Origin of the sequence: Citrobacter sp. S39, assembly GCF_009495675.1 — a bacterium.
Classification (GTDB): domain Bacteria; phylum Pseudomonadota; class Gammaproteobacteria; order Enterobacterales; family Enterobacteriaceae; genus Citrobacter; species Citrobacter freundii.
Window position 1 is genome coordinate 346348 of record NZ_CP045555.1, and the last position, 13937, is coordinate 360284.

Here is a 13937-nt window from a genome sequence, read left to right on the forward strand (position 1 = left end):
CCATGTGGCAGGTAGGAGACTGGGCCTGGAGTCAGGCCCATCAACAATATGTCAAAGTGATTGAATCTGCTGGCCTCTGGGGCCAGCAGTTTTATCGTGTCTGGTTGCAGCAACAAGATGTAGTACTCAAGGTTTTAGACACCGATCTCTACAACCAACCAGTACAGACCATCATGACGGCTGATACGTTATGCTACTTGGCCACTGCCGCCAAAATTGCCAACGTCCAGCAGGAAGATACTTTACTGGCACCAATAGAATCGAATGTCATTCCTTTGCCGCATCAGCTGAAGGCGCTTACCAAGGCGATGAGCAAAAAACAGGTGCGCTATCTGTTTGCTGATGAAGTAGGTCTGGGCAAAACCATCGAGGCTGGACTGGTCATGCGTGAATTGAAGTTGCGCGGATTGGTAAAGCGAATTCTAGTTTGTGCACCTAAAGGGTTGGTTAGTCAGTGGGTAAGTGAAATGCAGACCCACTTTAACGAGTCATTCCAATTGATGCTGCCCGGTGAACAAAAACCACAGAATGAACATGACAATATCTGGTCGCGTTATGATCAAGTTGTCTGTCCTGTCGACAGTATCAAGCCCATTGAAAGCCGCAAAGGGTGGTCACTCAAACAACTTAATGAGTACAACAAGCTTCGTTTTGATGACCTGCTTGCTGCGAGTTGGGACCTTATCATCATTGATGAAGCCCATCGGCTCGGCGGTAGCACCGACCAGGTCGCCCGATACAAGCTGGGCCAAGGTTTGGCCGAAGCTGCTCCCTATTTATTATTATTATCCGCTACACCACATCAAGGCAAAAGTGATGCTTTCCACCGTTTGATGGCACTGCTCGATGCCGAAGCCTTTCCAGATGTAAGCTCGGTCTCACAAGAGCGGGTCCAGCCATTTGTGGTGCGTACTGAAAAACGGATCGCCATCGATGGCGAAGGTAAGCCACTTTTTTGTCCTCGGCAAACAGAAATGGTTGCCGTTGCCTGGCAAGCCCAGCATGGATTACAGCGTCACCTTTATGAAGAGGTGACTGAGTACATTAAAGAAGGCTACAACCAGGCGCAAGCCAAGCAACAAAATGCTATTGGCTTTTTGATGATACTAATGCAGCGTTTGGTGAGTTCTAGTAGTGCGGCCATCGCACGAACCCTCGCCCGTCGGCTAAAAGTACTAGAAAATAAGCGGGCAGAAGAAGAATTACCTTTGGCGTTTGCCGATGAGTGGGCGGATCTGGATGGTCAAACCCAGCTGGACGAATTATTAGCTCAGTGCCAAACCTCGTTGGAGAATGAAAAAAACGAAGTGCGCCGTTTGCTAGCGTTAGCGGAGCAATGTGTAAGTGCCGAAAATGATGCCAAAGCCGAAGCCTTGCTCGATTGGCTCTACCGCCTGCAGCAAGAAGAGGGAGATCCATATCTGAAGATGCTGGTGTTTACAGAGTTTGTGCCGACCCAAGAAATGTTGGCGCAGTTCTTTGTTGAACGAGGCATCAGTGTCGTTAGTCTCAACGGCTCAATGGATCTGTCAGATCGTAAAAAGGTACAAGCTGCTTTCGCCAGTGATACTCGCATTCTGATTTCAACTGATGCCGGCGGAGAAGGTCTAAACCTTCAGTTCTGCCATGTGATTGTTAATTACGATATGCCATGGAATCCGATGCGCATGGAACAGCGTATTGGTCGCGTTGATCGTATCGGCCAACAGCATATCGTTCGCGCACTGAACTTTGTGCTCGAAGATACCGTTGAGCACAGAGTTCGCGAAGTGCTCGAAGCGAAGTTACAGATTATCCTCGACGAGTTCGGCGTTGATAAGACCAGCGATGTATTGGATTCCTCTGATGCTAATCATCTGTTTGATGAGTTGTTTATCACATCTATCACTGATCCTGCTTTAATGGATCAGGAGTTAGCTAAAGCCCTCGCCACCTTAAGAGACGGTGCTGTGGACAAGCGGCAACAGGATGCCCTGTTTGGTGGCGGAGATCCCTTATCTGCTGAGGACTATCGTCAAACCTTGAACCACCCACTCCCCTATTGGGTACAGAGCATGGTCGCTAGTTACTTGCGCTGGCAACGTAGTATGCAACATACAGCTGATTTTACTGACGAAATTGATGGGAGTCATACTCTAACTTGGCCAGATGGTGCAACATGGAGTGGAATAACCTTTATTGGGAAAATCGCCCAGCAACAGCCAAGTTTCACGCATCTAACGCTCGAAAACCCCAAGATAAAAGGACTGTGTAGTCAATTACCTGTCTGGAGTGAAGCACAACCTATCCCTAGTGTTGCTGTTAAGTCACTACCAGCCGGAGCAAATGGTTATTGGGCATTATGGAGTATCCGCCTTGTGGCAGGCCATGAGCGACGCTGCCAATATATGCCAGTCTATATCAAGCCTAACGGTCAATATTACGCAACAGCATCCCAAAGAGTCTGGGATGCTGTCTGTAGTAAAGAATTTGAGATTTTACCTCAAGACTTGGCAGTCGAGTCTTCTTTACATCAGTCGATCTATGCCCTTATGCATAAGGTGGCACAAGAGGAAGGAAAAGCTATCTTCGAAAGCATGTTAACAGCCAATCAGACCGATTTAGATAACCAGTTTGAAAAAGGTGAATACTCATTTAATGCAAGAAAAAAAGCAGTAGAACGAGTTGGATTACCAGAGGTTCGCCAATTTCGCTTGCGTCAATTAAGTAGTGAATATGCTCTGTGGCTCCAGGATATAGATAAAAAACGCAGAGTGATTCCTGACATGGTTTTACACACCATTATTGAAATTAAAGGATGAATATGACCTGGCAGGATGACGTTATTCATAAAATAAATTTGGATGGAGCTTTTGTTTACATCATAAACGATCCAGATGGACTACTATACGAGCCTGTAATAGCAACCTCACTTCAAGAAAAAAATGCGTTCATTTTTGATGATGATGATCCATTAGCATTACGTCTGGCCTATGAAACATGGCGTAGTGGTGAGAATAAAATATCTTTCCTTATTCGACTGGTGGTTGGGCGTGATATTTTTATACCTCATGATATTCAACATGAGTCAAAAACGATTGATTTCTATCTATCAGAATTTTTCCAGGATATTGATTCAAATGTTCTAAGATTAATACCTCCTACGTTATATCAGTCAGTCATGGATGCGCTGAAATTATTTTCACCGGGTAGGCTTAGCCCACAATCCAGTCTGGATTTTTTATTGCGCCATATATATAGAATTGCACCTGAGGTGATCCAATCCAGTGCGGATCTTGTTAGGTTGTTGATTAGAAAGCATTATATCGGTATTGAAATGCCGGTTCAAATTGAAAAGAGACTAATTTATCTACTGAGTTTAGTGCCGAGTTTTGGTTTATGGAATGTTAGTCAACTAATATCCAATAAAAGTTATTTTTTTGATTTCCTTCAAAAGCAATGGGAAATATATTTACACAATGAAGAAAATAGTCTTACATCCATTAAGTTTCGACCAGACGCTCAACTAATTATTCCTTTTGCCGATGGTGATGTTCGCGTTTTTATTGATAACCTGTTTGCTGAAGGCATTATAAAACCAGTAGCGATAAATAATTTACCGCTTGGGCACTGGGCATCATTCGCTCTATTAAAAGAACCCAAAATAACAGAACATGAACGGGTACTACACCTACTTAATAATGCTCAAAAATTATTCAGACAATACTCAGAAGAAAAGGCAAATACAGATTTTTGGTTAGAACAGTCTCGTTCACTTGGTATCATGAATGCAATTTTTTATCAAAATAAAAAATTTCCTGCCGTTGAAGTTTTGCTTGATGACATTAAAGAATTAAACACTAATGTTGATGAATTATTTCAGCACTGGTTACAAATCAACTTTATGAAGATACAAGCGATACCAACCGTTCGATACCCATGTATGTTACATAAAGTGCCAGATTGGATATCACGTAGAATAGACTCAGGGAATAAAGTTTGTTTGCTGGTTTTAGATGGCATGGGCGCTCGTCAATGGCCATTAATACGTAAGCAATTACAAATCTCCGAGAATATTTTAATAGAAGAGCATTCTTGTTTTGCATGGGTGCCAACCATAACTTCAATTTCACGTCAAGCCTTATTCTCAGGGAAACGTCCATTTTGCTTTAGCGAGTCATTACTGACTACAAGCAAAGAAGAGCAACTATGGTTAAATTATTGGCTTGATAAAGGTTTAGACAAACGAGAAGTTAAGTATGCAAAGAAAATTGAGAACTATTCAGTCGATGATTGGCAATCACTAGTTGGGTCGCTATCAGTTAAAATTGCCGGCTTTGTCATAAACTTTATCGATGAACAGATGCACGGTATGAAAATGGGAATGGCTGGCTTAAATGTAGTAGTTGATAGCTGGTTGGCAGAATGGAAATTCAAAGAAAAAATTTCAGATCTACTGGACAATGGATTTGAAGTTATAATTACTTCAGACCATGGAAATCAAGAGGCTATTGGTATGGGTTATATCAATGAAGGAGTCAAAGCTGAGACTCGAGGAGAACGAGTACGAATATATAATGACCCCAGTTTGCGAGACAGCTCTGCTGCAAACTATCAAGATTCTGTGATAGTATGGCCCGGTCCTGAGATGGGCCTGCCAAAAGGAACATACCCTTTGCTAGCCTACTCTGATAAAGCCTTTAAAAGTAAAGGGGACGTCGTTGTAGGGCATGGAGGAATCAGCCTCCATGAGGCAATAGTGCCTTTCATTATTGTTAACAAAAAGTAGTTAGTTATGGTTAAAACTCCAGGTTTCTGCCGTCATATCGAGAAAGAATGGCTTGAACAAACGCTCCGCTGGGTTGCTAGCGAAGCAGATAGTGTGCAATTAAATAAAAACTTGGAAGTATTTCTTGGTACGTATATAGCAACTAAAGAAAATCGGCGCAAAGCTCGAAATTTATTAACCTCAATTTGGATGCGACCCAAAAACAAAGATGTTTTTTTTGAGACAAGCATTCAATTACATCAAGAGATTGATGCATTTTCATTACCTATTCACTGGGGAATGTTAATTGCAAAAAAACCTTTCTTTGCTGAAGTCGCTCGCTTTATCGGCCGACAAGCTAGGTTAAATGACGCATTTACCTTTTCTCAAGTATTTCGCCGAATGAGTATGTTATATGGCGAGACACAAGCAACCAGTAGAGCGCTAAGTGCTGTTTTAAGGACTATGATCGAGTTAGGAGTGATAGATAGAAGTGATAAACTAACATCATATTCGGTCGTTCCAATTCAAGAAAAAGTTAGCAACTATATAGCAAATTGGTTAACTACCGCTGCTATGATTTCATTGAACAAAGTTAGCATTAGTCTTGATGAAGTATTAGCTGATCAAGTGTTCTTCCCATTTCAAATTGATATCAACTTGAATACACTTGATGTATCAACATTTGAATACTTGCAGCAAGGAAACTCAATAGTTGTTTTCAAAAGGAATCTTTACTCATGAAACCCATTATTGGATTCAATCGGCATTTAGAGATGGATTGGCTTGTTCAAACCGCATCCTGGTCGGCGAATGGGATTCACGGGCAGGCATTAAAAAATAAAATTGATAGTTTACTTGCCTCTAGTTTTGACAGCAAAGTAGCACAAGATAAAACCAGAAATCTTCTTTTTGGCATTTGGGATTCAGAGTCGAAATCGGTACCTAAAGCATTTCATTCCGACGCCTGTAAATTGCTCATTGAACACAGTGAAATAAATATAGCTATTCATTGGGGAATGATTCTTGTCAAATACCCCTTCTTTTATAATATCGTAATACAAATTGGTAGAATGACCAAGCATGAAGGTCTGTTCATTTACAATCAATTAGAGCAACGCATCACTGAAAGCTATGGGGATACTTCAACTATCAAGCGTTGTATGCAATTTGTTGTTCGAACCTTAATAAATCTAGACTTGTTATCTAACCCTAAATCAGGCACATACCAGTTGCGAAAATCAATTGCGATTAATCACGATAACGTTATCGCCTGGCTGACTGAAGTATCAGTGAGGGCTCAAGGAAACTCTAGCAAAAGCATGTCTGCTATTATTAATGACCCTGCTTGGTTCCCCTTCGATATAAACTTCAATGAAAACAGATTATCGTCTAATATACGACTAGATGTTCATCACCAGGCTAATGATGCCATTATTTTCCTATGATGATAATTTTGTTAAATTTTAATATCACATCTATCACATGCTTGGTTAGTATAACTTTTGGAAACTAACCAAGTATGTGTAACCAGATAAAAATAGAACATTCATCTTTGAAATAATGAGCTATCAATAAACCAACAACTATAAACATTTATTTAAAATAACAATTTAATTCTTCCACAATTTAGATTTCTCTTTATCACTCACAATAAATCATGACTGAACAAAGATGATTCATTTATATACACTCCAATAAGAATTCAACGTTAGGTATAGCAATCTTCAATTAATACACCTAAGTTATTGAATCCAAAAAATATACTATAAACAAATAAAACATGCGATTTTTTAGATTACAATAACAGGGCCGGTTAACCGGCCTTTTTCACAACCAATGTTTTGGAATGGATAAATCAAATGTACGAGCAACATAGCCGAGCGTTTTAATGTATTCATTATGCTTCGCTATATCAATAGGTTGCCCTGCTTTACGTAGTTCCAACATTCCCTGCAGTTCAGGAAGGCTAAACATACCTAGTTTATAGAAATTCCCCCATGATGGCGTACCAAAGAGATTATAAATAACGATTGTGCTATCGCGCTCGCTTGCTAATCTCTTCTCTCCAGATATTTTAGCCAATGCATCCTCTGCTTCATCTTTATCTTCATATGTATTAAGAAGCTTCATCTTTTTCGCCCATAAAAGTTAATGTTCCAATTCAAATAAATGTATCCGGGTAGCAACCGCTACCCGGATACATTTACTTGTTTACTTTAGCAAAATCAAAAGGACTAATCCCCTTATCCCGATTAGCATCCAGATAATCCGCCCACCACTGCACCATAAGTCTACGCTCCCCTAAGTGCTCGGCCTTATGAATATAAGCCGCACGCACAGAGTTACGCTCCTGATGACTCATCTGCCGCTCTACCGCATCCTTCGACCATAACCCCGATTCAATCAATGAACTACATGCCATGGTTCTAAAGCCATGCCCACAAACTTCAACTTTCGTATCGTAGCCCATCACCCGCAGCGCCTTGTTCACCGTGTTCTCACTCATGGGTTTACGTGGATCATGATCGCCAACGAAGATCAGCTCTCGATTTCCACTCATGCTTTTGATCTGTTCCAGAATGGTCAGAGCCTGGCGGGATAAAGGAACAAGATGAGGGGTCCTCATTTTCGATCCTCGATGTGAATGCTTCACGCCTTCCAATGGCTCGCGTTCTCCGGGAATCGTCCACATTGCAGTGTCAAAATCGACTTCTGACCAGCGTGCAAAACGCAGTTCACTAGATCGAATAAAGACCAACAACGTCAGCTCCACAGCTAAGCGTGTTAATGGTCTGCCGGTATATGTGTCGATACGATGAAGCAGTTCAGGAATGCGATTAAGTTCTAATGCAGCACGGTGCTGTCTTTTTACTGTGGCAACCGCTCCAGCGATCTCTTGTGCAGGGTTGTAATCGATTAAACCGCTCTGCACTGCAAACCGCATAATTGCTGTCGTTCGTTGTTGTAGACGCGCCGCCACTTCAAGACGTCCAGACATCTCTACGGCTTTGATAGGAATAAGTAAATCTCTGGTCTTTAACTCAGCGATATTTCGCTTACCAATCGCATCGAACAGATTATCTTCCAGACTTTTAAGAACACGGCCACTATGCGACTCAGACCACTTTTGATTGCTAGCGTGCCAGTCTCTGGCAACAGATTCAAATGTGATGACCTCTTTAGCCTGTTCTTCTTTTACTGCACGCTTATGCTCACGAGGATCGACACCGGCAGCAACAAGCCTCCTGGCCTCTTCCCTTTTTTGACGAGCATCAGCCAGTGACGTTTCGGGGTAAACACCAAATGCCATCAGATGTTGTTTACCGCCAAAGCGGAAACGAAAGCGCCAATATTTGGAGCCGTTAGGGTGTATCAGCATAAACATGCCATCGCCGTCTACTAGCGAGTATTCCTTTGCTTCAGGTTTTGCCGAACGCACCTTAGTATCAGTCAAGGCCATGATGGTATTCCTTCCATATGCTGCCATGAGTATATAAGCATTATCGAACCAGCATATATACTCGGTTCTATACTCACAAGCATGTTGATGTGGGGTAACTTAGATTGACGTCGGTTGAGTGAAAAAGCGAGGAAAGCCTTGCGGATACTGGATTTCAGGCACAAAAAAAGACGTCCGTTGACGTCTATTGATGTTCCGATGGTGCCGAAGGCCGGACTCGAACCGGCACGTATTTCTACGGTTGATTTTGAATCAACTGCGTCTACCGATTTCGCCACTCCGGCACGGAAGGGATGCGGAAAACGTTGTGGATTATACCTGTCGTGCGCCACCATGCAAGCGCCAGCGTGTGTCTGGCTCGCTAAGTGTTGAAAATTTCAGCATTACCTTTCTTACCTGTAACCATCATCACAGTTTACCCTCTTCTTAATCCCCCCTTCTTAATCCCCCCTTCTGCGAAGCGTCCCGTTTCCCCATGCTCTACACTTCCAGTTCAACACCACACTGAGGGAAACACGATGTCGATGATAAAAAGCTACGCTGCAAAAGCGGTGGGCAGCGAACTCGAACTCTATGAATATGATGCGGGCGAGCTCAAGCCGGAAGATGTCGAAGTCCAGGTCGATTACTGCGGTATCTGCCATTCTGATTTGTCGATGATCGACAACGAATGGGGATTCTCTCAGTATCCGCTGGTTGCCGGGCATGAGGTGATTGGTCGCGTGGCGGCGCTCGGCAGCGCGGCGCAGGATAAGGGTCTGAAGGTTGGTCAACGCGTCGGCGTTGGCTGGACGGCACGCAGCTGCGGGCACTGCGATGCCTGTATCAGCGGTAATCAGATCAACTGCCTGGAAGGTTCCGTTCCCACTATTCTCAATCGCGGCGGCTTTGCCGAGAAGCTACGGGCCGACTGGCAGTGGGTGATCCCGCTACCGGAGAGCATCGATCTGGCGGCGGCTGGTCCCTTGCTGTGCGGCGGCATTACGGTGTTCAAACCGCTGCTGATGCACCATATCACCGCCACCAGCCGCGTCGGGGTGATCGGCATCGGCGGGCTGGGGCATATCGCCATTAAGCTGTTACACGCGATGGGCTGCGAAGTGACCGCGTTCAGCTCCAATCCGGCGAAAGAGCAGGAAGTGCTGGCGATGGGGGCAGATAAGGTGGTCAACAGCCGCGATCCAGATGCGCTAAAAGCGCTGGCGGGCCAGTTCGATCTCATCATTAACACGGTTAACGTCGATCTCGACTGGCAGCCCTATTTTGAAGCGCTGGCCTACGGCGGTAACTTCCATACCGTCGGTGCAGTGCTGAAGCCGCTGCCGGTTCCGGCGTTTACCTTAATTGCCGGGGATCGCAGCATCTCCGGTTCGGCGACCGGGACGCCATTCGAGCTGCGCAAGCTGATGAAGTTTGCCGGGCGCAGCAAGGTGTCGCCTACCACCGAGCTGTACCCGATGTCGCAAATTAACGAAGCAATACAGCATGTGCGTGACGGCAAAGCCCGCTACCGCGTGGTGCTGAAAGCCGACTTCTGATCGTCTTTGTCGGGAGGCGTAAGCTTCCCGGCTATTCTCCCCGCTATTCCAGGCAGGTAAAATTCTCCTCACAATCTCCGCAATTTAGCGGTGAAGAGTGCGTCACGGTTGCCTATACTCCAGGCAGGATAAATGGAGGAAATCTCAATGAGCGCACCCCTGCTAATTGCCCGCACGCCGGACACCGAACTGTTTTTACTACCAGGCATGGCCAACCGTCACGGGCTGATTACCGGCGCGACCGGGACTGGTAAAACCGTCACACTACAAAAGCTGGCCGAATCGTTGTCCGAGATTGGCGTACCGGTATTTATGGCCGATGTGAAAGGTGACTTAACCGGCGTGGCCGAGGAAGGACAAGCCTCTGAAAAGCTGCTCGCCCGCCTGAAAAACATCGGCATTACCGACTGGCAACCGCATGGTAATCCGGTCACGGTGTGGGATATCTTCGGCGAAAAGGGTCACCCGGTGCGAGCCACGGTATCTGACCTCGGACCGCTGCTGCTGGCCCGTCTGTTGAATCTCAACGACGTTCAGTCCGGCGTGCTGGATATTATCTTCCGCATTGCCGATGACCAGGGCCTGCTGCTGCTCGATTTCAAAGACCTGCGGGCCATCACTCAGTACATCGGCGATAACGCTAAATCCTTCCAAAATCAGTACGGCAATATCAGCAGCGCTTCGGTCGGGGCTATCCAGCGCGGACTGCTGTCGCTGGAGCAGCAGGGAGCGGCGCACTTCTTTGGCGAACCGATGCTGGACATCAAAGACTGGATGCGTACCGACGCCAGCGGCAAAGGGATGATTAATATTCTCAGCGCCGAGAAGCTCTACCAGATGCCCAAACTGTACGCCGCCAGCCTGCTGTGGATGCTCTCTGAACTGTACGAACAGTTGCCGGAGGCGGGCGATCTGGAGAAACCAAAACTGGTGTTCTTCTTTGATGAAGCGCACCTGCTGTTCAACGATGCCCCGCAGGTGTTGCTGGATAAAATCGAACAGGTGATCCGTCTGATCCGCTCGAAAGGGGTCGGCGTGTGGTTCGTCTCGCAAAACCCGTCGGATATTCCGGACAATGTGCTTGGTCAGTTGGGCAACCGCGTGCAGCACGCCCTGCGCGCGTTCACGCCGAAAGATCAGAAAGCGGTGAAAACCGCGGCGCAAACCATGCGCGCCAACCCGGCATTTGATACCGAAAAAGCCATTCAGGAGCTGGGAACCGGCGAGGCGCTGGTGTCGTTTCTGGACGCCAAAGGCAGCCCGTCGGTGGTTGAACGGGCGATGGTGATTGCTCCCTGCTCACGGATGGGACCGGTGACGGACGACGAGCGCAACGGGCTGATTAATCACTCTTCGCTGTACGGCAAATATGAAGAAGATATCGACCGAGAGTCCGCCTATGAACGTTTACAGCAGGGCGTGCAGGCCAGTACCGAGCAGCAAAATACGCCTCCCGCCAACGGTAAAGCGGTCGAGGTGGACGGCGGTATTCTCGGTGGATTGAAGGATATTTTATTTGGCAGCACAGGGCCGCGCGGCGGCAAGCGCGATGGCGTGGTACAGAGCGTGGCGAAAAGCGCGGCGCGACAGGTTACTAATCAGATAATCCGCGGCATGTTGGGGAGTTTGATGGGCGGGAGAAAACGCTAGCCCGTATTACGTTGCCGGATGGCGGCTTAACGCCTTATCCGGCCTACGGGCCCGGAGTAGGCCTGAAAAGCGCAACGCCATCAGGCCTACGATTACTATGATTACGATTTACGCAGCATCAGCCACAGGCTTATCAGGAAGAAGCTGGCGCTTGGCAGCAGCGCACCGATAATCGGCGGAATGCCGTACACCAGCGTCAGCGGGCCAAAGATTTGGTCCAGCACATAGAACACAAAACCGAAGCTAATCCCCGTCACCACACGCACACCCATCGGGACGCTACGCAGCGGACCAAAGATAAACGACAACGCCATCAGCATCATGACCGCCACTGACAGAGGCTGGAAGACTTTGCTCCACATATTGAGCTGGTAGCGTCCGGCATCCTGGCCGCTCGACTTCAGGTACTTCACGTAGTTATGCAGTCCGCTAATCGACAGCGCGTCAGGATCCAACGCCACGACGCCGAGCTTGTCGGGCGTCAGATTGGTTTTCCAGGTGCCGCTCACCGTCTGCGAGCCGGTGATTTGTTTCGGATCGGTCAGGTTGGATTCATCCACCTGCGACAAACGCCAAACCTTCTGCTCCGGGTCAAACGTCGCGCTCGCAGCGTAGCGTACAGACTGCAGACGGCGCTTGTCGTTAAACGAGTAGATGCTAATCCCGCCCAGCTCGGCCTCGCCTTTCACCCGCTCGATGTAGACAAAGCTGTCACCGTCTTTCGCCCACAAACCCTGCTGGGTAGAGAGCAGCGAGCCGCCGTACATCTGCTGCGCACGGTAGTTACGCGCCATCTGTTCACCCTGCGGTGCGACCCATTCGCCAATGGCCATCGTCAGCAGCACCAGCGGAATCGCGGTTTTCATCACCGACAACGCCACCTGCATACGGGTAAAGCCAGAAGCCTGCATCACCACCAGTTCACTGCGCTGGGCCAGCATGCCCAGCCCCAGCAATGCCCCCAGCAGCGCCGCCATCGGGAAGAAGATCTGGATATCTTTCGGCGCACTGAGCAGGGTATACAGCCCGGCGCCCATCGCATCGTAGCTCCCCTGCCCGGCTTTTTTCAGCTGGTCAACGAACTTGATGATCCCGGAGAGCGACACCAGCATGAACAGCGTCATCATGATGGTGGTGAAAATGGTTTTACCGATATAGCGGTCAAGTACACCAAAAGGCTGCATTATACCGCTCCTTTGCGCATAAAACAGGCACGCAAGCGGCGCATCGGCACCGTATCCCAGAGGTTAAGCACAATCGCCAGCGCCAGATAAGCCAGGTTAACCACCCACATCCAGAACACCGGATCCAGCTTACCTTTGCCACCGTTCGACTTCAGCGATGTCTGAACCAGGAAGAACAGCAAATAGAGCAGCATTGCTGGCAGCATCGACAGCACGCGACCCTGACGCGGGTTTACCACGCTCAGCGGTACAACCATCAGCGCCATCATAAATACGGTGAATACTAACGTGATACGCCAGGTCAGCTCCGCGCGGGCGCGATCGGTGTCGGTCGCCAGCAGCGTACGCATGGTCATCTGTTCGGTATCGTTTGGATCCAGCGCCACGGCCTGATGGCCGATAATCGCCTGATAATCCTGGAAGTCGGTAATGCGGAAATCGCGCAGCAGCGCGGTACCTTCAAAGCGCGTCCCCTGGTTTAACGTCACAACCTGAGAGCCATCGCGCAATTGGGTAAGATGTCCGGAATCGGCTACGACGACCGAAGGACGAGCGTTGCCTTTCGGACGGATTTGCGCGAGGAACACGTCTTTGAAGTTGCTGCCGTCAACGCTTTCGATAAACAGCACCGAACTGCCGTTGGTCGCCTGCTGGAATTGCCCCTGAGCAAGCGCCGCCATACCGGGGTTCGCTTTCGCCTCCGCCAGGACTTCGTCCTGATGTCTGGAGGACCACGGTCCGGCCCACATCACGTTGACCGCCGCAATAATACTGGTAAACAACGCCAGCACCATCGCCGCTTTAACAAGCACAGCCTTGCTCAGCCCGCAGGCATGCATGACCGTAATTTCACTTTCGGTATACAGTTTGCCCAGCGTCATCAGCAGCCCGAGGAACAGGCTTAAGGGCAAGATAAGTTGCGCCATTTCTGGCACGCCCAGCCCCAGCAGCGAGAGCACCAGATTTGCCGGGATATCACCGTCAACAGCCGCACCAAGGATCCTGACCAACTTTTGACAAAAGAAGATCAAAAGCAGGATGAATAGGATCGCAAGTTGGCTTTTGAGCGTTTCCCGAACCAGATATCTTATGATTATCACTTTAAATACGCCCGTAAAAACCCGTCTTTTGCCGGAATTTAGCTTGTTTCATGGCTTAAACGTCATTTATTCTCTTGAGTCGTCGAAATCGTCGCTAAGATCATTATACTCAACGGATCCACCTCTCAGAAATTGTTCTGACGTGCCAATGCCGTAATAACGTTAAGATTAACACGAAGTCACCGCAACAGCGGGTATGAGTTACGAAAGCTTGCAATTCTATCCGTAGCCACCGCTGTTGTCTTTAAGATTCAG

The 13937-nt window shown here is 47.6% G+C and carries 11 protein-coding genes and 1 tRNA gene; 6 read left to right on the forward strand and 6 right to left on the reverse strand.

Going from position 1 to position 13937, the window contains the following annotated elements; genetic code table 11:
• Positions 1-2 precede the first annotated feature (2 nt).
• Genes GFB57_RS01570 through GFB57_RS01585 form a run of 4 tightly spaced genes read left to right on the forward strand, consistent with a single transcriptional unit; the run spans position 3 to position 6195 of the window.
• Positions 3-2801: a helicase-related protein gene (locus GFB57_RS01570; protein ID WP_165458945.1), complete on the forward strand. Its 2799-nt coding sequence runs from the start codon at positions 3-5 to the stop codon at positions 2799-2801.
• Positions 2802-2803: 2 nt separating this feature from the next.
• A complete protein-coding gene (pglZ, locus tag GFB57_RS01575; RefSeq protein ID WP_165458944.1) occupies positions 2804-4768 on the forward strand; it encodes a BREX-3 system phosphatase PglZ in 1965 nt (654 codons plus the stop codon).
• 6 nt (positions 4769-4774) lie between these two features.
• Positions 4775-5491, forward strand: a complete 717-nt coding sequence (locus GFB57_RS01580) for a hypothetical protein (protein ID WP_165458943.1) — start codon at positions 4775-4777, stop codon at positions 5489-5491.
• Positions 5488-6195 carry a hypothetical protein gene (locus GFB57_RS01585; protein ID WP_047715697.1) on the forward strand — a complete coding sequence of 236 codons (708 nt, stop codon included), beginning with the start codon at positions 5488-5490 and terminating at the stop codon, positions 6193-6195. Before GFB57_RS01580 ends, GFB57_RS01585 begins: the two co-directional genes overlap by 4 nt.
• Positions 6196-6577: 382 nt before the next feature.
• On the opposite strand, the gene GFB57_RS01590 is transcribed toward GFB57_RS01585, so the two are convergent.
• The 3 genes from GFB57_RS01590 to GFB57_RS01600 all read right to left on the reverse strand — a co-directional run bounded on the left by GFB57_RS01590 (position 6578) and on the right by GFB57_RS01600 (position 8494).
• The gene (locus tag GFB57_RS01590; protein ID WP_038636812.1) at positions 6578-6880 is read right to left on the reverse strand and encodes a hypothetical protein; all 303 of its coding nucleotides are present in this window, start codon (positions 6878-6880) and stop codon (positions 6578-6580) included.
• Between the two features lie 73 nt (positions 6881-6953).
• On the reverse strand, positions 6954-8210 hold the full coding sequence (locus GFB57_RS01595) for an integrase arm-type DNA-binding domain-containing protein (RefSeq protein ID WP_047715695.1): 1257 nt from the start codon (positions 8208-8210) through the stop codon (positions 6954-6956).
• Between the two features lie 199 nt (positions 8211-8409).
• A tRNA-Leu gene (locus GFB57_RS01600) sits at positions 8410-8494 on the reverse strand.
• Between the two features lie 234 nt (positions 8495-8728).
• Between GFB57_RS01600 and GFB57_RS01605 the strand changes: the two genes are divergently transcribed.
• On the forward strand, positions 8729-9748 hold the full coding sequence (locus GFB57_RS01605; protein WP_003025878.1) for an NAD(P)-dependent alcohol dehydrogenase: 1020 nt from the start codon (positions 8729-8731) through the stop codon (positions 9746-9748).
• 147 nt (positions 9749-9895) lie between these two features.
• A complete protein-coding gene (locus GFB57_RS01610; RefSeq protein ID WP_003025876.1) occupies positions 9896-11398 on the forward strand; it encodes a helicase HerA-like C-terminal domain-containing protein in 1503 nt (500 codons plus the stop codon).
• A 101-nt stretch (positions 11399-11499) separates the two neighbouring features.
• Here the strand turns inward: GFB57_RS01610 and lptG are convergent, their stop codons facing one another.
• From lptG to GFB57_RS01625, 3 genes are all read right to left on the reverse strand, one after another.
• Positions 11500-12582, reverse strand: a complete 1083-nt coding sequence (gene lptG, locus GFB57_RS01615) for an LPS export ABC transporter permease LptG (RefSeq protein ID WP_003025875.1) — start codon at positions 12580-12582, stop codon at positions 11500-11502.
• Positions 12582-13682: an LPS export ABC transporter permease LptF gene (gene lptF, locus GFB57_RS01620; protein WP_003025873.1), complete on the reverse strand. Its 1101-nt coding sequence runs from the start codon at positions 13680-13682 to the stop codon at positions 12582-12584. The genes lptG and lptF overlap by 1 nt, the downstream gene beginning before the upstream one ends.
• A 62-nt stretch (positions 13683-13744) precedes the next feature.
• Positions 13745-13795, reverse strand: coding sequence for a hypothetical protein (locus GFB57_RS01625; protein WP_212723231.1), 51 nt, complete (start codon positions 13793-13795; stop codon positions 13745-13747).
• Positions 13796-13937 lie beyond the last annotated feature (142 nt).